Raw genomic sequence first — 25,582 nt, forward strand, 5'->3', positions numbered from 1 at the left:
CCGGCCGGCGGCGGCTTCCGGCATAGCATCGGATCCGTGAGTAGTGCGGAGCAACCTTGGGCAGGCCACCCGAAAGGCAGCCGGGGCTACCGCAACATGCTGCTGGCCCTGCTGTTCGGCGGTTTCGCCACGTTCGCCCAGCTGTACTCCGTGCAGGCCGTGCTGCCCGGCATCGCCCGCAGTTTCCACGTCAGCCCGGCCGATGCGGCACTCAGCGTCTCTGCCGCCACCATCGGCCTGGCACTCGCGGTGATTCCCTGGTCGGCGGTGGCGGACCGTGCCGGCCGCAAGCGCACCATGACCTGGGCCATCAGCGCGGCCGTGGTACTGGGCCTGCTGCTGCCGCTGGCGCCGAACTTCCCGGCCCTGCTGGCGCTGCGTTTCCTGGAGGGCGCCGCGCTGGGCGGGATCCCCGCCGTCGCACTGGTCTATCTGAATGAGGAGGTGCAGCGGCTGCACGCGGCCGTGGCCGCCGGCACCTACGTGGCGGGCACTACGGTCGGCGGCCTGGCCGGGCGCCTGATCGCCGGACCGGTGGGGGAGTGGGCCGACTGGCGCGCGGGCGTGCTGGCGGTCAGCCTCGCGGCCGCGCTCGCCGCTGTGCTGTTCGTCCGGCTGGCTCCGGCCCCGCGCGGATTCCGTCCGCTGCCGCGCGGCCAGGGACCCGGGCTCGGTCGGCGGATCCTGGCCAACCTGCGCTCGGTGTTCCTGCTGGCGCTGTACGCGCAGGGGTTCCTGCTGATGGGCGGCTTCGTGGCCGTCTACAACTACCTGGGCTTCCGGCTGGAAGCGCCGCCGTTCTTCCTGCCCGCGTCGCTGGCGTCGCTGCTGTTCCTGGCCTATCTGGCCGGCACGGTGAGTTCCCGGGTGGCCGGCGGACTGACAGTGCGGACCGGCCGACTGCCGGTGCTGCTGGGCGGGATCGCGGTCAGCATCGCCGGGCTGGCGGTCACGCTGGTTGATTCGCTGCCGCTGATCATGCTGGGGCTGCTGCTCTTCACTGCGGGCTTCTTCGCCGCGCATTCGGTCGCGTCCGGCTGGACGCCCCGGCTTGCCACGGTGGGGGCCGCGCAGGCCTCCAGCCTCTACAACCTGTTCTACTATGCGGGCTCCAGTCTGTTCGGTTGGGCCGGCGGCCTGTTCTTCGGCCGGTTCGGCTGGACCGGCGTCGCGGCCTTCACCGCGGCGCTCGCCGTCATCGCGGGGACGACGGCGGTGCTCGCCCTGCGCCGGCGCGGCACCGAATGAGGGTGCCGGCAGCCGTGATCAGGAGGCTCCGGGGCCTCGTCCGTTCATCGTGACGGACTCGGGGCGGCTCGAGGCCTAAGCTGGAAGGCGTGAATCCGGAGAAGACGGCTGCGCGGCAGCAGGGACAGGGCCTGAACCGGAGCATCCTTGCGCTTGCCATCCCCGCGTTCGGGGCCTTGATCGCCGAGCCGCTGTTCCTCGCGGCCGATTCTGCCATCGTGGGACACCTTGGTGTGGCGGAACTGGCCGGCATGGGGCTGGCCGCCACCGTGGTGCAGACCGTGGTGGGCCTGATGATCTTCCTGGCCTACTCCACCACGCCCGCGGTGGCACGGTTGCTGGGCGCGGGCAGGCTGGCGGAGGCCTACGGCGTCGGCCGTGACGGCATCTGGCTGGCGCTGGCCGTCGGCATCGTGATGGCGGTGGCCGGCTGGTTCTTCGCGCCCGACCTGACCGCCGCGATGGGTGCCACCGGACCGGTGCAGGACTTCGCCGTGGACTATCTGCGCTGGTCGATGCCGGGCCTGCCCGGCATGCTGATAGTGCTGGCCGCCACCGGCGTGCTGCGTGGGCTGCAGGACACCAAGACCCCGCTGCTGGTGGCCGGCGTCGGGTTCCTGGTCAACATCGGGCTGAACTTCCTGCTGGTCTACGGCATGGGGCTGTCCGTGGCCGGGTCGGCGATGGGCACCAGCCTGGTGCAGTGGGGCATGGCCGCGGTCTATCTGGCCATCGTTTACCGCGGGGCGGTCAAATACTCCGTGCCCTTGCGGCCCACCTGGGCCGGGCTGAAGGCCACCACGCACGTGGGGTCCTGGCTGATGCTCCGGACCTTGAGCATGCGGATCGCGCTGCTGGCCACCGTTTTTGTGGCCACCTCGCAGGGACCGGTCAGCCTGGCCGGGCACCAGCTGGTGATGACCATGTACAGCTTCCTGGCCTTCGCGCTGGACGCCATCGCGATCGCTGCCCAGGCCCTGATCGGCAAGGAACTGGGCGCGTCGAACAAGGCGTTGGCCCACTCGCTGACCCGGCGGATGATCCTCTGGGGCATCGGCTTCGGCGCGGTGACCGGCCTGCTGCTGGCCGCCGTTGCTCCGGTGCTCGGCTGGGTCTTCACCTCCGATCCGGCCGTGCACCAGGCCTTCACCGCGGCGATCTGGGTGCTGGCCCTGAGCCAGCCGATCTGCGGGTTCGTGTTCGTGCTGGACGGCGTGCTGATCGGCGCAGGTGACGCGCGGTATTTGGCGATCGCCGGCGTCGTGAATCTGGCCGTTTATGCGCCGCTGCTGGTGTGGGTGGACCGGGCCGGACTGACCGGCACCGAGGGTCTGCTCTGGCTGTGGGCGGCGTTCGCGCTCGGCTACACGGCGGCGCGCGCCGCGACGCTGGGCTGGCGGGTGCGCAACGATGCGTGGATGATCACCGGGGCGCATTAGGCTGGAAGCCGTGACGATCCCGAGTACTACCCAGGCCGCCGCGTACTGGCAGCCGGTCCTGATCCGTGCCTTGGTGGCCGCCGCCTTCGGCGCCATCACCATCTTCTGGCAAGAGCCCGGCCGCACCGTGATGGCGGTGGCCGGCGGACTCTACCTGCTGCTCAGCGGCGGGGCGGTCTGGCTGCTGGCCCGCCAACCGGCCGCCGCGGCGCATCGCCAACTGCTGCTCCTGCAGGCCGCCGTGCTGGCCGTGACCGGCGTCCTTGCCTGCGTCTTCCAAACCGTGCCGATGTTCACCGTGCTGGCCACCGCCGCGCTGCTGGTCTCCGGCGGCGCAGAGCTGATGCTCGGCTGGAGCAACCGGCCGTCCAGCGCCGCTGCGCAAGGCCGGCCCGCAGCAGGCACCGCCCCCGCCGCCGCGTCTGGATCCACAGCCGGGGCCGATGGCGCCGGATCGGTGCTGGCCCGCGACTGGCTGATCACCGGGGCGGTGTCCGTAGGCTTCGGCATCGCCCTGCCGTTCTTCTCGTACCTCGGCCCGCACGCCTTGCTGGGCGTGCTGGGCGGGGCGGCGATCATCACCGCCGTCGTGCTGCTGATCGCCGCGTTGAGCCTGCGCCACGACGCGCGCCAACCCACCGCCGGCTGAGCGGGCGCTGCCCCGCCGGCTGAGCTGGCGCTGCCCGGGCCGAGCCAGTGTGGCGCCGGCCACCGGCACCACCCGGAGAACTTCTACGACCGGTAGACTGGATATGGCTTTACCCCGTCAGCAGGAGGAATCATCGTGGGCAAAAACGCGTCTGGACGCCCGGACGAAAAGCGGATGTCCGTCAAGGGCCCGCTGATCTTTTCGGCGGTGCTGGCCGTGATCGCCGGTTTCCTCACCATGGTCTTCGCCACCGGCGGGTCCGGCAACCTGCTGCGCTGGGACCTCGGCGTGACCGCCGCCGGCATTGCCTTCATCGCCTCCCTGCTGGTGGTGGCGGTGCTGACCATGTCCACCAAGGAGAACCCCAGCCACCTCAGCGAAGGCTCGGGGATCCACCGGGTCTCGTCGAAGATCCCCGGCGGTGCGGGTACCGTGCCGGCCCCGGGCACGCCGCAGAGCCGGGCGCAGGTGGAAGAGCAGCAGGCAGCGGAAGACGCCAAGAATCCCGGCCAGGCCGGGAACCGTCTGTCGCATAACGACGACGGCGACGGCGCCGCCCGCTGATCCGCTGGCGCGGGCCCGCCCGTGCCTGACAAGCTGGGAGTATGACTTCCGGCGACCCTTCCGCGCAGCATCCCTTCCCGGCCGACCCCGGCGACACCGCCGCCGCGAACCCCGATCAAGCCCCGGAAGGTAAGACCACCCTGGCGGCGGAACTCTGGTACCGCTCCGACCCCGGACTCTTCGGCGATGAACTCCGGAACCGGCTGACGGCCGAGTTTCCCGGCGCCACCTTTTCCGACGGCGTGGCCCTGCTGCCGCACGCGGAGCATTCCTTCGACATCAACGGCACCGCCGGCGTGCAGACCGTCCACCTGAGCACCGGCGTAGCCGTTCCGCGCTCGCCGCTGTCCTCCGCCCAGGCAATGGAAACCACGCCCACGGACCAAAGCTGGTCCTGGCCGGAGGCGGAGCAGGAGGTGCCCGGCTGCAGCCACCGGATCCTGGTCACGGAAGTGGTGGCCAGCGGCTTCGAACCCAAGCCGCGGGTGGAGTCCTTCCAGCGGGTGCTGCGGCTGCTGGCCGCGGAAACCGGCCCGGCCGCCATCCGCTGGCTGCACAACGCCCACTGGCGCAGCCCGGACGACCTGGAGGCGGCGCACCCGCTGGCCGGCCCGGTTAACATGCGGTTCTTCCTGGTCAGCAACGACGAGGGCGCCATAGTGGTGGACAGCCTGGGTATGTATCAACTGGGCCTGCCGGACGTGCAGGTGCACTTCCGGGACGTCGACCCGAACGTGCTGGTGGAACTGGCCTTCAACGTGGCGGCCTATCTCTACGAGCACGGGCCGGTGATCCAGTCCAAGGCCCAGCTGAACGGTCCGGAGGGGATGAAGTTCACCGCCATCTGGGAGGATTCGCTGCTGCCGCCGCTGCGCACGGTGATCGATCTGGACCCGGGCACGCCCTACTCGGCCGGCAACCGGTAGGCCCTTGGGGGAGCGGGCGCTTGGTCCGCAGCCCCGGGTGGTCCAGTCCGTAGGGCGGTCAGCCGGCGGCGGCCGACTTCCGCGCCCGGTAGGCGGCCACGTGCGTGCGGTTGGCGCAGTTGCCGGTATCGCAGAAAAGCTTCGATCTGTTCTTCGACAGGTCCACCAGTACGGCCGAGCAATCGTCGGCGGCGCAGGTGCGCAGCCGGTCCAGCTGCTTCTCGCGGATCACGTCCACCAGTGCCATCGCAACCTCCACCGCAATCCGCACGTCCAGCGGCGCATCGGGGCTGGTGGCGTGCAGGTGGTAGTCCCACTCGTCGTGCTTGATCAGTTGCGGGATGGCACCGGCGTCGGCCAGGATCTTGTTCACCATGACGACGGCGCGGCCCTCCGGAGCTGACCAGGCCTCCTTGAGCACCAGACGCAGGGAGCGGACCGCCTGAAGTTCTTCGTCGGAGTGCGTGCGCGAGCCGGTCAGGCCGAACTCGGCCACCAGCGCGTCCAGCTCCGCCACGCTGGCCAGGCCGTCCGGCTCGACCTCGGCAGTGTTGACCAGCCGCGCCGCGTCCACCAGTGAATGCTGCGTGTCATGAGCAAAAACCATCTTGACTCCTGAACGTTGGCGGTATTATTGTCAGGAGTATACCTCTTATGACTCCTTACAGGCGCACGCTGCGCCCGGAGCGAACCGCACATCCCTGAAGGACCACTCATGGCTTCCACCACCGCCGCCGAGCAGCGCACCCAGACCGCCCTGCATCGCCCCGGTTCCGCCGTGGCCGGCGTCGGCATTGCTCTGGCGTCCTCGGCGGTGTTTGGGCTCTCGGGATCTTTTGCCAAGGGCTTGCTGGAAGCCGGCTGGACTCCCGGTTCCGCGGTGGCAGTGCGCATGGTGGCCGCGGCCCTGGTGCTGTCCCTGCCCGCGGCTTTGATGCTGCGCGGCCGCTGGCACCAGTTGCGGCAGAACTGGAAGACCATTGTGCTCTTCGGGTTGATCGGTGTGGCCGGCTGCCAGCTGTTCTACTTCAACGCAGTGGCCACCCTGTCCGTCGGCGTCGCGCTGCTGCTGGAGTTCCTGGCCCCGGTGCTGATTGTGCTCTGGCTCTGGCTGACCAGCCGCCGGATGCCCCGCCCGGCAACCATCGCCGGCACTGTCCTGGCCGTGGCCGGGCTGATGCTGGTCCTGGATGTCTTCGGGCCGGTGAAGCTGGATCCGGCCGGTGTCCTCTGGGGACTCGGCGCGGCGGTGTGCCTGGTGGTCTACTTCTTCATCACCGCCAAGCAGAACGACTCGCTGCCCCCGCTGGTGCTGGCCGCCGGTGGCCTGCTGGTGGGCGGGGCCGCCATCGTGGTCATGGGTGCGGCGCAGATCCTGCCGATGGCCTTCAGCACCGACGATGTGCAGCTGGCCAGCTGGAATACCCCGTGGTGGGTTCCGCTGGCCGGGCTGGTGCTGCTCTCCACGGTGCTGTCCTATGTCACCGGCATCATGGCCGCCCGGGCCCTCGGCTCCAAGGTGGCATCCTTCGTCTCGCTGACCGAGGTGCTGTTCGCCGTCATCTGGGCCTGGCTGCTGCTGGGCGAGCTTCCCGCCGTCATCCAACTGATCGGCGGCTTCCTGATCGTGGCCGGCGTGGTCCTGGTCCGCTCCGACGAGCTGCGCGGCCCCAGGCTCGCCAGACGGCACCGCCGCAAGCGAGCAGCGCCGGCCAACCCGGCCAGCTGAGTCTGCCCCAACGCCTCCGTCAGGCCCGGCGCAGGGTTCCGCCCAGAAGAAGCGCCGTGTGATAATTCCCTCATGCGCAATGCCGAGGCCTCTCCCGTCGAGTCCGTTGACCGTGCCCTCTTGCTGGTGCTGCTGATGCGCTCGGCTGGGCCGGTGTCCGTCAAGGCCGCGGCGGAGCATCTGAACGTTGCTCCTTCCACCGCTCACCGGCTGCTCTCGGCGCTGGCATTCCGCGGATTCGCCGTCCAGGACCGGGAACGGCGGTACCGGGCGGGGCCGGTGCTGTCCGAGCGTTCGGCGGAGACCTTCTCGGTCCAGATGCTGCGCGAAAATGCCCGGCCCGCCCTGCTGGCGCTGCATCAGGCCGTGGGCGAGACCGTGCAACTGATGGTGCTGCGCGGCGGCAACATCGTGTTCGTGGACGGCGTCGAGTCCCAGGCCACGCTGCGGGTGGGCATGCGGGTGGGCGACCAGATGCCCGCCTTTGTCTCGGCCGGCGGAAAAGCGATGCTGGCGCAGCTGAGCAACGTGGAGCTGGAGGAGCTCTACCGGGGCGGGCTGCCGTCCTGGCCCACGGGTCGGATCGACTCGCTGGCCACGCTGAAACGGAACATGACCAAAATCCGCCGCGCGGAATTCGGCACCAACTTCGAGGAAACGGAGCAGGGCGTGATTGGCCTGGGCGTGAGCATCAATGACGCGGCGGGTAAGCCCATTGCCGCGCTGACCACGGCCACTCCCAGCATCCGCTTCAAGCGGGACGAAATGCCCGACTATGTCTCGGCGCTGCGCGCGGCCGCGGCCGCCGTTGAAGAGCGGCTGCAAAAGGCGCCGCAGTAAGCACGTCAGTCCGCCCCGGCCGGAAAGGACGGGACGGACTGAACGACGCCTGTGCGTACTAGTGCTGGTGTGCGGCACCGGACGCCGGCGGGGCGGACCGCCCGGAGATGCTGCCGGTGATCCAGGACATCATGCCGGCCGAGTTGTCGAAGGCCGGCTGGCGCTCCGCGTTGGACCAGACGGTTTCCGGCCGGCACTGGAGCAGGATCAGGTTCTTGCCCTCCGGCAGCTCTTCATCGATGGCGAACTCGATGTCCTGCGGTGCCCGATGGATCTTCTCCAGCTGCTTGCCGAACGCCGCCAGCGCCGTGACTTCCTCATCGGCCAGGCAGAGCACCGAACGGCGCTCCTCCGGTACGTCCTGAGGAGCGTCGCCGCGGCGGTACTCGATGTGTTTGTACCCGGGCGTGCGGTCGGCGATGTCCAGCCCGATTTTCTCCACCAGAAACCGGTCCGGCGTGACTTCGCCGCCCACTACCGACAGTCCCAGGCCCCAGCTCGCTTCCAGCACGATCTTGGAGCGGTCCCCGCTGGTCGGGCTCAGCGTGAACATCACGCCGGCGGCCCGGGCACGCACCACCTTCTGCACCACCACGGCCATTTCGATCGCGTGCGGATCGATCTCCTTTTCCGCCAGATAGGACAGCACGCGGCCGGCAAACACGCTGACATAGCACCTGTGGATGTGGGCCAGCACCTCCTCGGCTCCGGTGATGTCCACCCAGGTCTCGAATTCCCCGGCGAAGCTCGCACCCACCGAGTCCTCCGCCGTGGCGCTGGAGCGCACCGCCACAGCCACGTCATCCACTCCGCAGTCGGCGCAGAGCTTGGCGTACGCCTCGCGGACCGGTGCCGCCAGCTCTTCCGGCAGCGGAATCCCGGCCAGCCGTTCCGCAATCACCCGCTCAACCTCGTCGAAATCGGCCTGGCCGGAATCGGGCCGGAGCGCGTCCAGCACCGTAGTGGCGAACTCCTTGAGTCCGGCTTCGGCCAGGTACCTGCGGTAGGCGGCCGCCGTGACGGCAAAGCCCGGCGCAACGGGTAGCCCTTGGACGGTCATTTCGGCCAGGCTCGCGGCCTTGCCGCCAACCTGCCGGACGTCGCGGCATTCGGGGTGGGTGAATTCGAGGGTAAACATGGGCCTTGCTCCTTGCAGTGGGGGTATTCAGCCGGCCGCGTGAACGCCGAGGTCCTGGGCGCCCGCATCCGTGGTGGTGCCGGTGGGGTCGTCGTCGAGCACGACGACGGTGCCCGCCTTTCCATCGATGCGCACCCTTTGTCCGGTCGTCAGCCGCGCGGTGGCGAAGCCGGTGCCGACCACGGCCGGGATGCCGTATTCGCGGCAGACGATGGCGGCGTGGCACATCATGCCGCCGATGTCCGTGATGACTCCGGTGGCCACGGCAAACGCGGCGGCCCAGGACGGTGCCGTAATCGGCGCGACGAGGATCTCGCCCGGCTGCAGGTCGGGCAGGTCCTTTTCCGAGCGCAGCACGCGCACCGGACCTTCGACGATCCCCAGCGACCCCGGGATGCCGTTGAGCGTTTTGGACTCGCCGTCGGAGGCGCCGAGCCAGTCGTTGACGCGTTCGGTGGTCACGCCGTAGTTCATCACCGCGAACGGGTCCGTGACTTCCTGCGGCGGGACGCCGTAGGCCGGCGGGGCAGAGGCGGTCTGCAGGGCCGCCACGATGGGCTTGCGCCGCTCGATCTCGGCCTGCCAGCGGTCCTTGCCGCGGGCCGGAACACCGATCGCCCACGACTGCACGACGTCGGAGAGGACCGTGTCCAGCTCGAAGCGGTTGAGGTAGAACATGTCGTCCGCAGTGGCCAGGAAGCCGGCGTCCACCAGCACGTCGGCCAGCTCATGGCACTTCTGCCAGAACACGTTGTGCGACCAGTGCTCCACGTAGATGTTGTGCTCTTCGATGTAGGGGAACACGGTGCGGGCCAGGCCCAGCAGCTCGTCGAACTGTTTCGCCTCGTCTGCGGTGAGCAGGGCGCGGTACTCGTCGACGATCTCGTCGCGTTCGGCCTGCAGCCGCTCGATGGGGCGGGAGATGTCCTCGCCGGCGGCGATCTTCCGGGCATAGCTGGCGATGTTGCCCAGCGGGATGGCGGGATTGGAGTTCCAGGTTTCCTGGTCGTGCGTGAAGCCGTACTCGGAGAAGTAGTTGAACCAGGGGTCGCGGGTCTCGTCGAAGGAGGCGAGCCAGGTCCGCCCGTTCGCGGTGGCCTCGAGCGCGGACCGCAGATCCGCCGTCGTGCCTTCGGCGGTGACTGTTTCGACCAGGTCCAGGTCGTTGGCGAGCTGGGCCAGGCGCCGGCACTCGTCGTCGGGACGGAAGGCCAGCACGTCCACGCCGGCGACCATGCGGGAGATGCTCTGGTCGGTGATCAGCGGGAAGACCTGCTTGCAGAACTGGAAGAAGGTGATGTACCCGCCGTAGCCGAGGTTGAGGAACTCGAAGTGGTACTGCCAGATGGCAAAGAACTCGTCGATCAGCCGGTGGTAGTTCTCGGTCAGGGCCATCGCGTCGGAGCGGCCGCGGGCCTCATCGACCACGTGGTCCGGGTCGTATTCGGCCAGTTTCTGGAAGGAGATGGACTGCAGGGACGCGATGGCGCCCTCCATCTTGGTCTTCCACTTCCCGTACAGCTCGTCCCAGTTGGCGTAGTAGTAGCCGGCGCGCTTCTGGAACACGGCGGCCCGCTCCTGGATCCGCTCGGGGTCGGTGACGCCCAGCGGGGAGATATAGACGTAGCCGTTCTTTACGCGCACGTCCAGGCCCAGCGAGACCGGCAGGGCGAAGATGCGGGTGCTGAACGTGCCCACGCCCAGGTAGACCGCCTCGGCGCCGATGCTGTCGAAGGGGTGGCAGCCGCGGGACCAGTGCATGGTGTCGGCGAACCAGAACTGGGCATCCTCGTGCGCCTGGGTCTCCTGGGAGGGGACCAGATAGTACGGGTACATGGACTCCCAGCCCTCGGCGCCCTCGGGTGCCTGGGCCTCGTGGAAGAACGGGAAACGGGTGCTGTCAGTGCTCATGGTCGGGCTCCTTGCGTCAGTGAAAGGGAGGGAACAAGCAGTTGGTACAGTTCGGCGACGTCGGCGACGGCCAGATCCGGCCGTGCCTCGCCGGTCAGGGTGTCGAGCTTTTCGGCCGAGGTGGCTCCGGAGAGCACCAGGGCACTGTTGGCGCCCATCTGCCGAGCCAACTGGATTTCCACCGTGGCGTCGCCCACCACCGTGACCGCGGCCGCGGGCACGTCCAGCCGGCGCAGCAAAGTCTCGCCCAGCGCCACGGAGGGTTTGCCGAGCACCTGCGGGGTGGCCCCGGCGGCCCAGCCGATGGCATTGGCGACCGCGGCCGAGCTGCACACGGACTTGCCGATTCCGCCGTGGAACCACGGCACATCCACGGTGGTGTACAGCGGGGCGCCGGCGTCCACGGCCAGGCTGGCGGCATTGATCTGCGCGGTGCTGTAGCTGTCCATCGCGCCCACCACCACGACGTCGGCCGGTTCCGGATCGCCCGGCTCGGCCAGTTCCACCCCGAGGCGGCTCAGCGGATCCGTCAGGCCTGCCGCGCCGAGTGCCAGCACCCGAGCACCGGGGTGGTGGTGCGCGATGTACTCCGCAGCGGCGCTCCCGGCGGTCGCAAACTCTTCATCCCGAACGCCGATGCCCTGGGCCCGCAGGTGGGCCGCATACTCGGCGGGCGTTTTCTCCGAGGCATTGGTGCAGACGACGACGGCGTGGCCCGCGGCGTGCAGCGCTGCCAGCAGGTCAGCGGCATGCGGCATGGCCTCGCCGCCCGCGCCGCCAGCGCGTTTGGTGCGCATCAGGCAGCCGTCCACGTCCAGCACCCAGCCACGGGAATTCTGTATGACGTCGTTCATCGCGTTGCCAGTGCTCACCGGGCGGCCTCCTGGGCGGTTGGGCGTTCGAGGGAAAATTTGGTGGTGCCGTCGCTGACCGACACCGAATGCAGTGTCGGCCGATCCTCTGCCAGCGAGAGCAGTTTCTTCAGGGAGGAGACCGGCGAGGAGGCCTTCGCGGCGTACATGCCATCGACCTGTTCGGCCGGCATCACCGCGCGCAGCAGCAGTTCCTCGTCGCTGATGGTGGTGCCGAATCGCTGGCGCAGATCCTTGATGGTGACGTCGCCGCCGTCGTTCACTGGTTGTTGGCCGCGCTTGGTGGCCATGGCGCGGTCCATCAGCTCCGGGTCCACCGGGCCGGGGAGCGGGCCAAAGTCGCCGCGCAGCAGGTCGATCACCTCGTCCGAGATCTGCTTGTAGCGCTCGCCGGAGATCACGTTCAGGGTGGCCTGCGCCACGATGTACTGCGCGAACGGCGTCATCACGATCGGCCAGCCCAGGTCCTCGCGGACCTGCACCGACTCTTCGATCACCGCGTCGAACAGCTCCGGGCGGCGGATCTCCGTCAGCTGGCGCCGGGTGGTGGACTGCACGCCGCCGGGGATGGTGTGCCGGTAGTAGGCCTCGTCGTATTCGTTGGGCGTGCCGACCGGCAGCTTCTTGATTTTCGCCTGCCGCTGCAGGTAAGCCGAGGCACGTGCCATCGCCTCCAGGTCAACGTCAACGGTGTGGCCGCGGGCGCGGAGGTTGCGCACCAGCTGCTGGGCTTCGGGGTGCGACGCCCCGTTGGCCAGCGGCGGCAGGGCGCAGTGGATGGTGTGGATGCCCAGGTCGGCCGCATCCAGCACGGTCAGCGGTGAAAGGCCGGTGGTGGAATGCGAGTGGATCTCGTCGAACTTCTTCTGCCGCAGGCTGGACTGCATCAGCGGCACCAGCGACTTGACCCGGTCCGGGGTCAGCAGGCCGGCGGGATCCTTCAGGTACAGGCCGTCGATGGCCGGGCAGTCTTCCAACTCGGCGGCCTTGGCCGCGAAGTAGTCGTCGGTATGCACGGGGCTGGTGGTGTAGCAGATGCCGCCGATGACTTCCTCGAAGCCCACCCGCTTGGCCATTTCGGCGGTGCGCTTGGCCCCTTCCATGTCATGCATCGGGTCGATGACCCAGAGCCTGCTGACGCCATTGCGGGCCAACAGGCCGAAGGCCAGTTCGAACACGGCGTCGGGCGTGCGGTGGAAGGTGATGAAGCGCTTGCCGGTGGTCAAAAAACCCAGCCGCGTGTTGGGCGTCCGGTCCCGGGCGGCGCGCAGCCGCTGCCACGGATCCTCGCGGTGGTAGCGCACGGCGGTGGCCATCAGGGTGCTGGACACCAGCTCCAGCGCGCGGTAGCCCACCTGGTCCAGATCCGGCGTGACGCCTTCGACCATGCGGGTGGTGACGCCGGTGGCGCCCCAGATGCTCTGGTTACCGTCCCGCAGGGATACGTCCACCAGGTTGATGTCCGCCATCAGTGCACTTCCTGTGCCATGAGATTGTCGAGGAAGCCGTTCAGCCAGTGTGTGGTGACCGAGTTGGTTTGGTAGTCCGCGTGGGCCAGGATGCGCCGCAGTAGCGGCAGCGACGTGGTCACGCCGGCGACCTCGAAAGCCGCCAGCGCGCCTTCCATCCGCTTGATGGCTGCCGTGCGGTCAGGGGCCCAGGCGATCTGCTTGCCCATCAGCGCGTCGTAGAACGGCGGAAAGCGGTAACCCTCGTAGATGTGGGTATCCAGCCGCAGGCCGCCGGCCGCCGAGGGTCGCCAGCGGGTCACTGTTCCCGGCGAAGGGCGCAGGTCCTGCTCCGGGTCCTGGGCGGTGATCCGGCATTCGATGGCGTGCCCGGTCAGCGAGATGTCCGCCTGCGTGAAGGACAGCGGCTCGCCGAGCGTGACCAGCAGCTGCTCACGCACCAGATCCACGCCGGTGACGGCTTCGGTGACGGGGTGCTCCACCTGCAGGCGGGGATTCACTTCCAGGAACGCCAACTCGTCCCGGTCGACGTCGTAGAGGAACTCCACCGTGCCCAGGCCCACGTAGTCCAGCGCCTCCGCGATCTTCAGGGCGCTGGCGTGCAGCAGCGCCCGGGTGGAGTCGGGCAACGCCGCGCAGGGCGCCTCCTCCACCACCTTTTGGTAGCGGTACTGCACCGAACATTCGCGCTCGCCCAGGTGCACCCGGTGCCCGTGGCGGTCGCCGATGATCTGGACCTCCACATGCTTGGCGTCGGTGACAAAGCGCTCCAGGAAGACGGTGCCGTCGCCGAAGGACGACTCCGCCTCCGCGGAGGCAACCTGCCAGGCCTCGGCCAGCTCGGCAGCGGACGTGACAAGCTTCATCCCGCGTCCGCCGCCGCCGTGCGCCGCCTTGATCAGCACCGGATAGCCGATGCTTTCGGCGAGTTCCTGGACCTGTTCCGCCGACTGCGCGGTGCCGCCGGCCGAGACGGGAACGCCTACGGATTCGGCCAGATGCCGGGCGGTCAGTTTGTCGCCGAGAGCGCGCAGTGCCTCCGGCGACGGTCCCACAAAGACCAGCTCGTTTTCGGCGCACAGCTCGGCGAAGGCCGGCCGTTCGGACAGGAAGCCGTAGCCCGGATGGACCGCGGTGCAGCCGGTGGACGCCGCGGCCTGCACCACGGCGGCCATGTTCAGGTAGCTGTCGCCGGGACGAGGTCCGCCCAGCACCAGCACGCGTCCGGCCCGCTTGGCCGCCAGCGTGTCCTTGTCCGCGGTGGAAATGCCGAGCACGGTCTCAAAGCCGAGTCGGTCGCAGGCTTCAATGATGCGAACCGCGATTTCGCCTCGGTTGGCGACGAAGACGCGGTGGTTCATGACGCGGCGCGGATGGCGAACAGCGGCTGCTCGAACTCGACCAGCTCGCCGTCTTGGACGAACACCGCGGCGATTTCGCCTTCTGCGCCAGCGGCCACCGAGTTCATCAGCTTCATGACCTCCACGATGCACAGCACCGAATCCGCCGCGACAGTGTCACCGACCTTGACGAAGGCGGGTTCGCCGGGCTTGGGGGCACCGTAGAACGTGCCGAGCATGGGTGCCGTGACCAGGGTGTGGCCGGCCGGCAGGTTGTCCGGGCTGATCCCGTGGCGCTGGCCGTTTGATCCGGCGGCCGGAGCCGGTGCGGGTGCGGCCGACGCCGGAGCCGGGGCCGGAGCCGGAGCTGCGGCTGCCGCGGGGGCTGCAGGTGCCGGGCTGATGGCCGCCGCTGCCTGGCCGTTTACCTGGCCCGCGGGCTCCGGAAAGTATCCGCCGCGCCGCACATGGACGCGCAGGCTGCCCTGCTCGTAGAGGAATTCCGTGAATTCGGTTTTGTCGAGCTGCTCGATGATCGCAGCGAGTTCTTCCAGGTCAACGTCCATGAATCCCGTGTGTCCTTTGTCCTTGCTCGCGGGATTTGAGCGTCCCGTGATGTGTGGTGGATCACTTTCCAGCCTAGGCGCGATGCTGTTTGGCGCAATGGCTTGAAGAGGGATTCCGTCCTGCGCAACTTCGGCCGTGGCGTGGTTGGCTGCACCGAGGGCTGGTCGATCAAGGCTCCGCCGGCGGTCTAAGAAGCTAGGTTGCCGACCTCTCAGCCGATGCTTCCATCACGATGGTCCCCGCGGCGCCGTCCACGGAGAGGATGTCACCGGTCTTGATTCGGGTGGTCGCATCGGGGACTCCCACGACTGCGGGTATGCCGTATTCGCGGGCGACGACGGCTCCGTGGGATATGGGTCCGCCCATTTCCATCACCAGTGCCCCGGCGGTCATGAACAGGGGTGTCCATCCCGGGTCGGTCGACGGGGCAACGAGGATCTCGCCGGGTTCCAGCTGAGCGCTGGCCGGGTCCAGGACGACTCTGGCTTTGCCTGTCACGGTGCCGGCGGAGGCCGGCGCCCCTGCCAGGGTACCGGGGCGCAACTGCCCGTCCGCCGGCGATGCCGCGCGGGTTTGCGCAGCCATCGCGGCTTCGGCGTCGGTGCCGTCGGACAGCAGCAGCCGGGGGATGTGCCTGCGCCGCATTTCACGCTGATAGTTTCGGCGCCGTTCGGCGACCGGTCCGCGCAGGTCCGCGCCGCGCAGGCCCACGCGGGCTTCGGCGAAGTCGAGGAAGAAGATATCGTCGGGTGCCGTGATGCGGCTGGCGTCGGCTAGTTCCTCGCCCACCAGTCGAAGCTGCCGGCGGAGGGCAGCGAAAGTGGCGATGAGTCGAAACTTGGGGGACTCGCGCATGCCAGCGGTTGCTCGTGCGCGTCGCAGGCCCTGGGCCACGATTCTTCCGCGCAGCCTGGACGTGCCGCGGGCCCGTGCGGCCAGCTCGGCTGCCTTGGCTTCGGCCGTTTCCGCGGCCCGCTTGAAGACGCGGTCCGGCGCGAGCTCCGGGTCTGTGAGTTTCAAATAGTTGGCCAGGGCGTTGATGATGTGGGCCGGGTCCTCGGACCATCGGGGGACGCCGAGGTCGATCTCGGCCACGGAGCGGTGACCATAAGTGGCGAGGAACGCGCGCAGCTCTCGCTGGCAGACGGCGGGCAGCGCGCCCTCCAGGTAGCGACGGGCCAATAACTGGGGGTCTTCCTCCGTGAGCGTGCGCACCGACTGAGGGTCGTCGCGGATCACTCTGGCGGTGCGCCAGAGGTCCAGATCCATCTCCGTGGTGACATTGTGCGGCAGGCCGCGCAGGACCGTCTGCAGGTCGCCGGGCTGCGCCAGCCGGCCCAGCGCCAAACGGGCCAGACCCAGCCAGATGTATCCGGCCGCGGGCGGCGGCAATTCGCGGATCAGGACGGAGGTGATGTCCTTGGCCAGGACGCGCTCCACGAAGTCCAGGCGCCGGGCACTGGAGGCTGGCTCCGGCAGCTCCAGCATCCGTTCGAATTCGCGGCGCGACGCCCCGCCCCGTTCCAGCGCTGCGGTGGGATTGGCCATCGCACGCAGGACGTGCGGAAGCATGCGCAGTTGGGGAAAGGCGCGGAAGGTTGTCTTCAGCGACGCCAGCCGGGACTCCTTGATGAGTGAGAACCGGGGGTCGGCCGCCACGTGCCGCAACACGTCCACGGACCTGGCATCAGCCGCTTTCATCAGGCGCACTATGCCGCTGCGGCCGCCCTTGCTGCGCAAGAGCGGGGTGACGTCGAGATAAATGCGCATCCCGATCTGGGCAAACCGGTAGACAGCCTCGCCGTCGCTTGTCGACGCGGCCCTGTTGCTGCCCGCCATGAGATCGACAGACGCCATCCCCATCGGCGTCACTGGCCGGGTCAGGCCTTGCAGCAGGCTGGCGCACAGGTAGGCGCGGGCACCGTCGTCGCGGCCGTAGGGCTCGGGCAGCGGATACAGCGTGGTGATCGGGCGGGATTGCACCACCCAGATCTCGCCGTCCGCTTCAATGGCCCACTCCAGATCCTGCGGCTCGCCATAGAGTTTCTCCGCGCGGGCGCCGAGCCTGGCCAGAGCGTGGACTTGCTCGTCGGTCAGGGAGGCCTGCCGCAGGCGGTCCGGCAGCTGCAGACGCCGGGTGCCGCCGCCGGGAGTGGCCCGGATTTCGATGCGTTTGTCCCCCAGCCTGCGCTCGAGGATGTCACCGGTAGCGGCATCGACCCTGAACTGGTCCGGGTTCACGGCCCCGCTGACCAGTGCCTCGCCGAGGCCGGGCGCAGCGTTGACCACGGTCTCCTGCCGCCGGCCGGTCAGCGGGTTGGCCGTGAACAACACCCCGGACACGGCGGCATCGACCATTTTCTGCACAACGACGGCGATGCCCACAGCGTGCTGGGCAATCCCGTGGTCCGTGCGGTAGGACACGGCCCGTTCCGTCCACAAGGAAGCCCAGCACCGGCGCACGGCGGTCAGGAGCGCATCCGGGCCGATGACATTGAGAAACGTGTCCAGCTGGCCGGCGAAGCTGGCTTCGGGGAGGTCCTCTGCTGTGGAGGAGGACCGCACAGCAACCGGAGTGTCCTCGCCCAGCTGGGCGTAGGCGGCGAGGACGGCTTCGGCGATGCCGTCGGGCAGGGGGGTGGCTTCGAGGCTGGTGCGCATCCGCTCCGCGAGCCCGGCCAGATCCAGTTCTTCCTCCGCGGCCGCGGTCGGTCCGGCGCCCGCGCCCGGCCCGGCCGAAGATGCCCGCAGGGCGTAGAGCACCGGGTCCAGCCCTGCGGCGGCCGCTGCCTGCCGGTAGGCCGCCGTGCTGACACAGAAGCCGTCCGGGACGGGGAATCCAGCCGCCAGGAGCACACCGAGGTTGGCAGCCTTGCCCCCGACATCCGGCAACATGCCCGCATCCGCGTGGGCCAGATCGACGACGACGCCCCCTGGAGGTGGTGCCGGCTGCTCAGCGCTATCCATCATTGCCCCCATCACCGGACGGGCGGAGATTGTTCCTGCGACTCTAAGGCCAGCCCCGGCAAGATTCAACAGGCGGTGCAGGACCTTTGACTAGGGGCGACGTCGAGGCTGCAGGGAGTCTTTGCACGGCCGCCGGAAGCGGAAGTGGTCAGCTGTGCTCCAGCACCCGATGGACCCGCCGCACCGTGTCGTCGATGTCCTCCGGCCGCACCACCACGCCCAGATCAATGACCTCTCCCAGCACGGCGCCCTGGATGATTCGCTTCAGCGGGATCTCCAGCCGCTTGCCGGTTGGATTGCGCGGAATGCTGGGCACGAACACGATGTAGTCCGGGACGTGCCGGGGCGAGAGCTCGGCCCGCAGCGTGTTGCGGATGGTCGCCTCCAGCTGAGCATGGTCGGCGTTCGCGGCCGCCTCCACCAGCAGCACCAGCTTGCCCATGCCGCCGCCGTCTTCGAAATGCAGGACCATGCTGTCCGCCAGGTTCGGCAGCCCGTCGAGCACGGCGTAGAACTCGGCCGTGCCCAGACGCACTCCGCCGCGGTTGAGCGTGGCATCGGAGCGTCCGGTGATGATCCAGCTGTTGCGTTCGGTCTGGATCAGCCAGTCGCCGTGCCGCCAGACCCCTTCGTAGGCTCCGAAGTAGCTGTTGCGGTAGCGTTCAAAATTCTCGTCGCCCCAGAAGAACACGGGCATGGAGGGCATTGGCTGGGTGGCCACCAGTTCCCCGGCGGCGCCGCGGATCGGCCGGCCCTCGGGATCCCACGACTCCACTGACACCCCGAGCGGCCGGCAGGACATTTCACCTGCGTACACGGCCGTGAGCGGGCTGGCGCCGATGAAGGCAGCGCAGATGTCGGTCCCCCCGGAGGTCGGAGCCAGCAGCAGGTTCGGATTGACCGACGTGTAAACCCAGCCCGCCACATCGGCGGCCAGCGGAGAGCCGGAGCACTGGATCTCCCTGAGCCTGCTGAGGTCCCATTTCTTGGCCGGCTCAAGGCCGGCGTGTGCGCAGGCGGCCAGATAGGCGGCCCCGGTGCCCAGATATGTGGCCTCGGTGTGGGCGAGGATGGCCCACTGCGACCAATCGCCGTCTAGCCCGGGCCAGTTGGGGTCTCCGTCCTCCAGCACCAAGGCGGCTCCCATCAGGAGGGTGGAAACACTCAACGTCCAGACCATCCAGCCGGTCGTCGTGAACCAGAAGGCAGTGTCGGCCTCGCTCATGTCAAAGTGCAGCCCCATCGCCTTGTAGTGCTCCAGGAGCAGGCCGCCGTGGGAATGAACAATGGCTTTGGGCTTGCCCGTGGTGCCGGAGGAGAACAGCACAGTGAGCGGGTGGTCGAACGGGACCGGCTCACAGTGGACCTCACCGGCGTCGCGGGTGAAGTCGGCGTAGAGTTCGGCGCCGGCAGGTGCCTCGGCGTCGTCATTCAGGTAGGGCAGCAGGACCGTTGCTGTGCCGGGCAAAAATTCGCGGATCCTGGCCAGGTCATCCGCGCGGGAGAGTTCCCGCTTGCCCCAGCGGTAGCCGTCGACGGCCAGGATCAGCGCGGGCTCCAGTTGGGTGATCCGGTCCAGTACTGACTTCGGACCCATTTCCGGCGGCACCGAGCACCAGGTGGCTCCCAGCGCCGTCGTCGCCAAATAGGCGGCCAAGGTCTGCGGGATGTTGGGCAGGTAGCCGGCCACCCGGTCGCCGGGTTTGATCCCGTGGCGGAGGAGGCCCCGCTGGATCCTGCCGATTTCCTCCAGTAGCCGGCCTCCGGTCCAGTCAATGCTGCCGTTGGTCTGGCTTCGGGACTTGACCATGATGTGGTCCGCGCGCCGGCGGAGCGACCGGACGATGTGCTCGGTGTAGTTCAGGGTGGCTCCGGGGAACCAGCGGGCTCCCGGCATGGTGCGCTCGGCGAGGACGGCGGTGTAGGGGGAGTGGGAGATGACGTCGAAGTGGTCCCAGACCTCGCCCCAGAAATCTTCCAGATGGTCGACCGACCACTGCCAGGCTTCCTCGTAGTCGGCAAACGTGCGCCCGTACTTCTGCTCGATACCCAGCACGAAGCGTCCCATCTGGGAGGACGGCCACTGCTCCTTGCCGGGGGCCGGCAGCAGCAGGGAGCCTTGTTCAACGGGGGGCATGGAATGTCCTTACGTGACTGGAACTAATGAGGGCACGGAAGCCCGTCCTGTGACTCTAATCACCCGGGGCAGGGCTGGCCACGGCCTGGCCCAACATTCCGTCAAGAGGAATTGGGGTTCCGGATGTGCCAGTGAACGGCAATTCGCTGTGCCTGCACGCCGCCTGTCCATTCCGCCTACAGGAATGTCTGGCCAAACCGTTTGTGGCGTGGCCGGCTCTGACTGCAGTCGTTCCAGTCGTGTGAGACAGCTCACCATTGATGATCAAGAGGGTGTTGTGAAAGAACTGCTCGGAACAATGGCCGCATCCGGCCTGGCTGTGGCCCTGCTCGCGGGATGTGGAGGCGGCAGCGTCTCAGGAGCTTCTGAGACGCCCGCCGGTGCCGATACCGATCTGCGGAAGGTTTCGGTCGGCGCCATTCCGATTGCGCCGTCGGCCGCCCTGCAGTTGGGCATTGACAAGGGGTTGTTTGCCAAGCACGGCATCGAGATTGAGATGCAGTCCGGTCAGGGCGGGGCGTCCATGCTGCCGGCCGTCTCGACGGGAACCATGAACGTGGCCATCGGCAACCCTGTCTCCACGATGCTGGCCCAGTCGAAGGGGCTGGACCTGAAGATCATTTCCGGGTACTCCCATTCGTTGGCCACCGGGGACGACATAACCGGCGTCGTGGCGCTCAAGGATTCCGGCATCGAGACGGTCGCAGATCTCGAAGGCAAGAAGGTTTCGGTCAATACCGTTGCAGGCCAGGGCGACATCACCATTATGGAAGCCATGGCCACGGCCGGTGCGGACCCCGCCTCGGTGGAGTTCACCGAGATCGCCTTCCCCGATGCGCCGGCGCAACTGGAGAAGGGGAACGCCGACGCCGTCTGGCTGGCCCAGCCGTTCCTGACCCAGGCCCTTGAGGCGGGACACCATCTGGTTACCTACAACTACCAGGAGACCATCCCGGGCCAGCCCACCCTCGTCGCGTTCGCGAGCGGCAAGTGGGCCGAGGAGAACCCTGAACTGGTGACCGACTTCAAGGCAGCGCTCGCCGAGGTTGCCGACTACGCAGAATCCCATCAGGACGAAATCCGCGCCCTACTGCCGACCTTCCTCAAGATGGATCCGGAACTCGCCGACGGGCTGCTCCTCGAGTCGCATTCCGGCGAGATCGACCGCGACTCGCTGGAGAAGATCAGCGAACTCATGGTCAAGTACAAAGTCGTCGAGAAGCCGGTCGATCTGGATCAGGTCATCCTGGACTAAACCGCGCCGCAAATCACCGACGGCGGGGCGCACCGAAGAGGTGTGCCCCGCCGTCGTCGTTGGTGCTACCGGGGGGCCGCCCGCTTCGGCACTCCGGCGTGACGGCGTCAACGGACGATTTTGAAGTTGAACGCCGGCGTGCCGAGTGCACTGTAGAGACGGAGCCATACGGGCATGAGCATTTCGGTTCCGCGGGCGGTGGTGATGTCGCCGAGGTCGATGACGTCCTGGTGGCCGAAGTCCTTGAGGAGCTCGGCGACGGTCGTCTTGGCAGCGGGGTCGTTGCCGGAAACGAAGACCGTGCCGGGCTCGGGGAGCCGGGCCGGATAGGCCTGGAGTTCGGCGGTGAGCGTGTTGAGAGCCTTCACCACGCGAGCGGCGGGGAAAGCCCGCTGGATCTGCTCGCCGAGGGAATCAGTGTCCTTGACGAAGAGTGTCGGAGGCATTCCGTTGCTGAAGTCCAAGGGGTTGGCGATGTCGAGGATGACTTTGCCGTCGAGGTTTTCGGCCCTGGCCTGGGCCAAGGCGTCCAAGGAGGCACCGCCGTTGGTTGCGTTGACGATCAGCTCGGCGCCGGCTGCGGCGTCGGCAAAACGGGCCACCTCGATGCCGGGGTTGTCGGCGGCCCAGACGGCCAACGGCGGGGTGCCCATGGCGTCAGCCGCGGTTCGGGACAGTGTAGTTTCAGGATCGCGGGTTCCGATGGTGACGGTGTGGCCGAGCTCGGCCAGGCGCGCTGCGATGGTCTGGCCCACCCTGCCGGTTCCGAAGACTGCTGCTTTCATGATGATCTCCTGTTAAGTTCCGACTTCCCGATCGAAGCGCCCCCTTCACCAACTGTGCTCCTCCCACGGGACACGGGCCAGCGCGGACCGGGAAGTCGCGGAGTTTTACTCGCTCGGGCCGTGGGCGCATCCCGGCATTCCCGCCACGAGACCTTGCTCACATATCTATGGCGTGTGGCACAGGGCAGGGCGGCGCAGGTCATATAGTTGATGGCTCAACGAACCTACCGGACGTTCAGTTACAAAGGTGCACCGCTCGCAGCGGCCGCGCCGGCAACAAGTTAGGCCCCGCTATGGATATCAAGGCCCGCATCGAGGCGGCTCCCATGAAGCGCACGCAGGTTGGCGTCATCGCCATCTGCATGGCGCTCTACATGATCGACGGTTTCGACGTCCTGGTGATGGCGTTCAGCGCCAACGCCGTGATGGAGGACTGGGGCCTGAGCGCCAGCCAGCTGGGCGTGCTGCTGAGTTCCGCGCTGGTCGGCATGGCGATCGGATCCATCTTCGTGTCCAGTGTGGCGGACGTGATTGGCCGGCAGAAGACGCTGGTGATCGGCGCGTCCATCGTCGCGGTGGGCATGCTGGTTTCCGCCTTCGCGCCCGGCTACGGCGTGCTGGTGGTGCTGCGCTTCATCACCGGCCTGGCCGTTGGCACCCTGCAGGCTACCGCCAACGTCCTGGCGTCCGAGTTCTCCAACGCCAAGCGGCGCTCTACTGCACTGGCGCTGGTCAGCATCGGCCAGCCGATCGGCGGTGTGCTCGGCGGCATGGCCACCGGCGTCCTGATCACCGCGTTCGGCTGGCGCTCCGCTTTCCTCTTCGGTGCTGCCATCACCGTGGTCATGATCCCGTTCATCTGGAAGGCCGTCCCCGAGTCGGTCGACTTCCTGCTGGTGCGCCGCCCGGAGCATGCCCTGCAGCGCATCAACAAGGTGCTGCGCCGGATTGACCAGCCAGTGGTCGCCGAGCTGCCCGCGCTGCCCGAAGCCCCGGCCAAGAAGAAGTCCCGCTTTGCGGACGTGCTGACCGGCGTCAACGCCCGCCGCACCATCCTGATCTCGCTGGCGTACTTCATCCTGATGGCCAGCTTCTACTTCGCCAACTCCTGGACTCCCAAGCTGGTCACCGCAAGCGGCTTCAGCCAGCAGGATGGCATCACCGCCGGCGTGCTCTTCAGCGTCGGCGCGATCATCGGCGCCGTCGTGCTGGGCGCCTTCGGTGCCCGCTTCCCGATGCGCAAGGTCCTCGCCGTGTTCTTTGTGATCGGCGGCCTGACCTTCGGCGCGTTCTCGCTCTCCACCGGATCGCTGGCCGGCGCACTGTTCGCCGCCGCGCTCGTTGGCTTCGGCTCCAACGCCCCGATCGCCGGCATGCTGGCCATCAGCCCCACCTACTACACCTCCGAGGTGCGGGGCACTGCACTGGGCCTGGTCATCGGCATGGGCCGCGTCGGCGCGATCGCCTCGCCGATCATCGCCGGCGCGCTGATGGACGGCGGCTGGCAGCCCACCGACCTGTACTTCCTGTTCATCATCCCGATGCTGATCGGCGCCGTGGTGATCTCGATGCTGGGCAAGCCGGTGCTGGCATCGGTCGCACCGAAGGCCGAGGCGGCCCGCGAGCAGGAGCCGGCCGGCAAGCTCTAGCCACCGGCAGTCCCCTCAAGCACCCCACAACGACGGCGGGGCTCGGCACGGTGCCGAGCCCCGCCGTCGTGCCGCCACTTCTTGAGCCGCAGCCGCGCCCTGGGAGGCTTTCCCACCAACCCGGGGTTTGCCCCCAATGACGCGGCCCCTCTATATTCCGTAACCGGCATGCATGTTGGCGACGCCGCTCAACCCTTGCCATCCCCTTGTCAGTTCCGGGATGATGCCTAGGCGCGTGCTTTAGCACCTAAGCCGAAAGGGACGCCGATGCTGCCAGCATTTGGCTGGGGCCTGCTTGCTGGCTCCTCCTACTTTCTGGGTGGATTGCTTGCCCTGCGGTGGCGCGCCGTCAACAGCGTGCTGCTAGGTGTCCTGACTGGCATCGGCGCCGGGGCCCTGTTGTCCGCTGTCGCTTACAAGCTGATCGACGAAGCCGGCCGACTGGCCGGAGGGAGCGGATTCGTCGGAGCCGGGTTGCTCGGCGGCGCGGTTGCGACGTCGTGGGTGGTGACCGGCGCCAGTCGGGGCACGCGGCTGTCCGCACCCCCGCTGCACGAGCCCCGGTTCCTGGTGATTGCGCTCTCAGTGGTCGCCGAGTCCATCGTCATTGCCGGTGGACTGGTCAGCGCCTACGGCATCAGCATCGCCATGCTGGCCGCGGTCTTCCTCTGCGGCGTTCCCGAGGCCATGGCCGACACCGGTCCGCTGCGTAAAGCCGGCCTGACCACCCGCCACGTCATGACTTCCTGGCTGGCCATGACGATCCTGTGCGGCGTGTCCGTAGCCGGCTTTGTGCTGGTGCTGGGGCTTGTTCCGCCCGAGGTGGTTGCCTTCGTGCTCTCCTTTGCCGGCGGCGGCGTCCTGACCAACGTGACGGTCCGCATGGTGCCGGAAGCGCTCCGGGACGCGGGCGCGGCCACCGGCATTGCAATCGCCATCGGTTTCGGCCTCTCGTTCGTCCTCGTGGAGGTCGTCGGCAAGCACTGAGACGGCGTCAAGAGGGCGTCAAAAACCTGGAAGGGAGAACCGTTTCAGGCGGTCTCATTTCTCCGTTGCTGATCAGGGGTGGGCGGTTTGACTGAGGCATGTTCAACCAAGTGGCTGTTGCTGGCACTCCAGCTGGCGAGGAAGTCCAGTTGATCCTGGGCATGGCTGCCCGGTTCCGCGGAGTAAGCGATCAGGGTTAGTCCTTCATCGGGAAGCTGGAGGGCGTCGCCGGTGAGTTCGATCTCGCCGACGAGCGGATTGCGCATTGTTTTGCGGGCTGTGCGGTGAAAGCGGACATTGTGGCGCGCCCACCGTGCGGAGAACTCGGTGCTGCCGGCGGCGAGGTCACCGATGAGACTGTTCAGCGCCCGGTCCCGCGGGCTGCGGCCGGACTCGGTGCGCATTGCCGCCGCGAAGTCGTCTGCGAGAGTTTCCCAGTCCACGAAGAAGTCGCGGGAACGCGGATCCAGGAACATGAACCGGGCAAGGTTCAGCGGCAGTACTGTCGGGCTGAGGATGTCCGTGTAGAGGGCGAAGCACAGGTTGTTGGCGGCCACTACGTCCATGCGGGCGTTTCGGACGTAGGCGGGCGTTCCGGTCATCCCGGCCAAGACTCTTTCGATGCTCGGACGCACTTGAGCCCGTGCCCTCCGTCCGCCGGATGCCGGCGTAGGTGCGGAGGCTTTAGCCAGATCATAGAGGTGGGCACGTTCTGCCTCGTCGAGCTGCAGGGCCCGGGCGAGGGAGTCGAGGACGGAGTCGGAGACTCCTCGCAGGTTTCCACGTTCGAGGCGGGCGTAGTACTCGGTGCTGACGCCGGTGAGCATGGCCACTTCCTCGCGCTTGAGCCCGGCCACCCTTCTGGTTCCGCCGTAGGCGGGCAGCCCGGCCTGCGCCGGGGTGATGCGCGCCCGGCGGCTCATGAGGAACTCGCGGACGTCGTTCGTGTTGTCCATGGCCTCTACGCTACGACGGCACGGGTCGGTCTAACAGGAACTGTCAGTACACCGCACAACAGGCACTCCCACACCAGTAAGAGGGCTGGTTCCCTTGATTTAGACCGCTTCCCTGTTTGAAAGGACACCATGTCTGTGTCTCGCACCAGCCGCA

General features: G+C 68.0%; 21 protein-coding genes. 10 read left to right on the plus strand and 11 right to left on the minus strand.

The window, feature by feature from the left end:
- The first annotated feature begins 96 nt into the window (after positions 1-96).
- The 5 genes from ACWF5H_RS01810 (at position 97) to ACWF5H_RS01830 (ending at position 4,826) form a co-directional block, all read left to right on the plus strand.
- Complete coding sequence (locus ACWF5H_RS01810) at positions 97-1,248, plus strand: MFS transporter (protein WP_452035319.1); 1,152 nt, start codon at positions 97-99, stop codon at positions 1,246-1,248.
- A gap of 89 nt (positions 1,249-1,337) precedes the next feature.
- The gene (locus ACWF5H_RS01815; protein WP_452034448.1) at positions 1,338-2,687 is read left to right on the plus strand and encodes an MATE family efflux transporter; all 1,350 of its coding nucleotides are present in this window, start codon (positions 1,338-1,340) and stop codon (positions 2,685-2,687) included.
- A 10-nt stretch (positions 2,688-2,697) separates the two neighbouring features.
- The gene (locus tag ACWF5H_RS01820; RefSeq protein WP_452034450.1) at positions 2,698-3,336 is read left to right on the plus strand and encodes a hypothetical protein; all 639 of its coding nucleotides are present in this window, start codon (positions 2,698-2,700) and stop codon (positions 3,334-3,336) included.
- Between the two features lie 135 nt (positions 3,337-3,471).
- Positions 3,472-3,900, plus strand: coding sequence for a hypothetical protein (locus ACWF5H_RS01825; protein ID WP_452034452.1), 429 nt, complete (start codon positions 3,472-3,474; stop codon positions 3,898-3,900).
- A 41-nt stretch (positions 3,901-3,941) separates the two neighbouring features.
- On the plus strand, positions 3,942-4,826 hold the full coding sequence (locus ACWF5H_RS01830) for a DUF4261 domain-containing protein (protein WP_452034454.1): 885 nt from the start codon (positions 3,942-3,944) through the stop codon (positions 4,824-4,826).
- 58 nt (positions 4,827-4,884) lie between these two features.
- Here ACWF5H_RS01830 and ACWF5H_RS01835 read toward each other — a convergent pair whose 3' ends face one another.
- On the minus strand, positions 4,885-5,433 hold the full coding sequence (locus tag ACWF5H_RS01835; protein WP_452034455.1) for a CGNR zinc finger domain-containing protein: 549 nt from the start codon (positions 5,431-5,433) through the stop codon (positions 4,885-4,887).
- A gap of 108 nt (positions 5,434-5,541) precedes the next feature.
- On the opposite strand from ACWF5H_RS01835, the gene ACWF5H_RS01840 reads away from it, so the two are divergent.
- A complete protein-coding gene (locus tag ACWF5H_RS01840) occupies positions 5,542-6,555 on the plus strand; it encodes an EamA family transporter (protein WP_452034457.1) in 1,014 nt (337 codons plus the stop codon).
- Positions 6,556-6,627: 72 nt separating this feature from the next.
- The gene (locus ACWF5H_RS01845; protein ID WP_452034459.1) at positions 6,628-7,395 is read left to right on the plus strand and encodes an IclR family transcriptional regulator; all 768 of its coding nucleotides are present in this window, start codon (positions 6,628-6,630) and stop codon (positions 7,393-7,395) included.
- A gap of 58 nt (positions 7,396-7,453) precedes the next feature.
- Here the strand turns inward: ACWF5H_RS01845 and ACWF5H_RS01850 are convergent, their stop codons facing one another.
- The 8 genes from ACWF5H_RS01850 to ACWF5H_RS01885 all read right to left on the minus strand — a co-directional run bounded on the left by ACWF5H_RS01850 (position 7,454) and on the right by ACWF5H_RS01885 (position 19,796).
- A complete protein-coding gene (locus ACWF5H_RS01850; RefSeq protein WP_452034460.1) occupies positions 7,454-8,533 on the minus strand; it encodes a PEP/pyruvate-binding domain-containing protein in 1,080 nt (359 codons plus the stop codon).
- 27 nt (positions 8,534-8,560) lie between these two features.
- Positions 8,561-10,444: a PEP-utilizing enzyme gene (locus tag ACWF5H_RS01855; protein ID WP_452034461.1), complete on the minus strand. Its 1,884-nt coding sequence runs from the start codon at positions 10,442-10,444 to the stop codon at positions 8,561-8,563.
- Positions 10,441-11,316 (minus strand): HAD-IIA family hydrolase, encoded by an 876-nt coding sequence (locus ACWF5H_RS01860; RefSeq protein ID WP_452034462.1) that lies wholly within the window; start codon positions 11,314-11,316, stop codon positions 10,441-10,443. Before ACWF5H_RS01860 ends, ACWF5H_RS01855 begins: the two co-directional genes overlap by 4 nt.
- Positions 11,313-12,785, minus strand: a complete 1,473-nt coding sequence (locus ACWF5H_RS01865) for a pyruvate/oxaloacetate carboxyltransferase (RefSeq protein WP_452034463.1) — start codon at positions 12,783-12,785, stop codon at positions 11,313-11,315. Before ACWF5H_RS01865 ends, ACWF5H_RS01860 begins: the two co-directional genes overlap by 4 nt.
- Positions 12,785-14,146, minus strand: a complete 1,362-nt coding sequence (locus ACWF5H_RS01870; RefSeq protein ID WP_452034464.1) for an acetyl-CoA carboxylase biotin carboxylase subunit — start codon at positions 14,144-14,146, stop codon at positions 12,785-12,787. The genes ACWF5H_RS01865 and ACWF5H_RS01870 overlap by 1 nt, the downstream gene beginning before the upstream one ends.
- Complete coding sequence (accB, locus tag ACWF5H_RS01875) at positions 14,143-14,691, minus strand: acetyl-CoA carboxylase biotin carboxyl carrier protein (RefSeq protein ID WP_452034465.1); 549 nt, start codon at positions 14,689-14,691, stop codon at positions 14,143-14,145. Before accB ends, ACWF5H_RS01870 begins: the two co-directional genes overlap by 4 nt.
- Positions 14,692-14,887: 196 nt before the next feature.
- Positions 14,888-17,662 (minus strand): PEP/pyruvate-binding domain-containing protein, encoded by a 2,775-nt coding sequence (locus ACWF5H_RS01880; RefSeq protein WP_452034466.1) that lies wholly within the window; start codon positions 17,660-17,662, stop codon positions 14,888-14,890.
- Positions 17,663-17,807: 145 nt separating this feature from the next.
- Positions 17,808-19,796, minus strand: a complete 1,989-nt coding sequence (locus ACWF5H_RS01885) for an acetoacetate--CoA ligase (protein ID WP_452034467.1) — start codon at positions 19,794-19,796, stop codon at positions 17,808-17,810.
- A gap of 277 nt (positions 19,797-20,073) precedes the next feature.
- Between ACWF5H_RS01885 and ACWF5H_RS01890 the strand changes: the two genes are divergently transcribed.
- Complete coding sequence (locus tag ACWF5H_RS01890) at positions 20,074-21,051, plus strand: ABC transporter substrate-binding protein (protein WP_452034468.1); 978 nt, start codon at positions 20,074-20,076, stop codon at positions 21,049-21,051.
- 107 nt (positions 21,052-21,158) lie between these two features.
- Here the strand turns inward: ACWF5H_RS01890 and ACWF5H_RS01895 are convergent, their stop codons facing one another.
- A complete protein-coding gene (locus ACWF5H_RS01895; RefSeq protein ID WP_452034469.1) occupies positions 21,159-21,836 on the minus strand; it encodes an NADPH-dependent F420 reductase in 678 nt (225 codons plus the stop codon).
- A gap of 293 nt (positions 21,837-22,129) precedes the next feature.
- Between ACWF5H_RS01895 and ACWF5H_RS01900 the strand changes: the two genes are divergently transcribed.
- Together ACWF5H_RS01900 and ACWF5H_RS01905 are read left to right on the plus strand one after the other, a co-directional pair.
- On the plus strand, positions 22,130-23,485 hold the full coding sequence (locus tag ACWF5H_RS01900; RefSeq protein WP_452034471.1) for an MFS transporter: 1,356 nt from the start codon (positions 22,130-22,132) through the stop codon (positions 23,483-23,485).
- A 267-nt stretch (positions 23,486-23,752) separates the two neighbouring features.
- The gene (locus tag ACWF5H_RS01905; protein WP_452034472.1) at positions 23,753-24,472 is read left to right on the plus strand and encodes a ZIP family metal transporter; all 720 of its coding nucleotides are present in this window, start codon (positions 23,753-23,755) and stop codon (positions 24,470-24,472) included.
- Between the two features lie 44 nt (positions 24,473-24,516).
- Here ACWF5H_RS01905 and ACWF5H_RS01910 read toward each other — a convergent pair whose 3' ends face one another.
- Positions 24,517-25,428 (minus strand): helix-turn-helix transcriptional regulator, encoded by a 912-nt coding sequence (locus ACWF5H_RS01910; RefSeq protein WP_452034474.1) that lies wholly within the window; start codon positions 25,426-25,428, stop codon positions 24,517-24,519.
- Positions 25,429-25,582 lie beyond the last annotated feature (154 nt).

The organism is Arthrobacter sp. NPDC055138 (assembly GCF_053607305.1).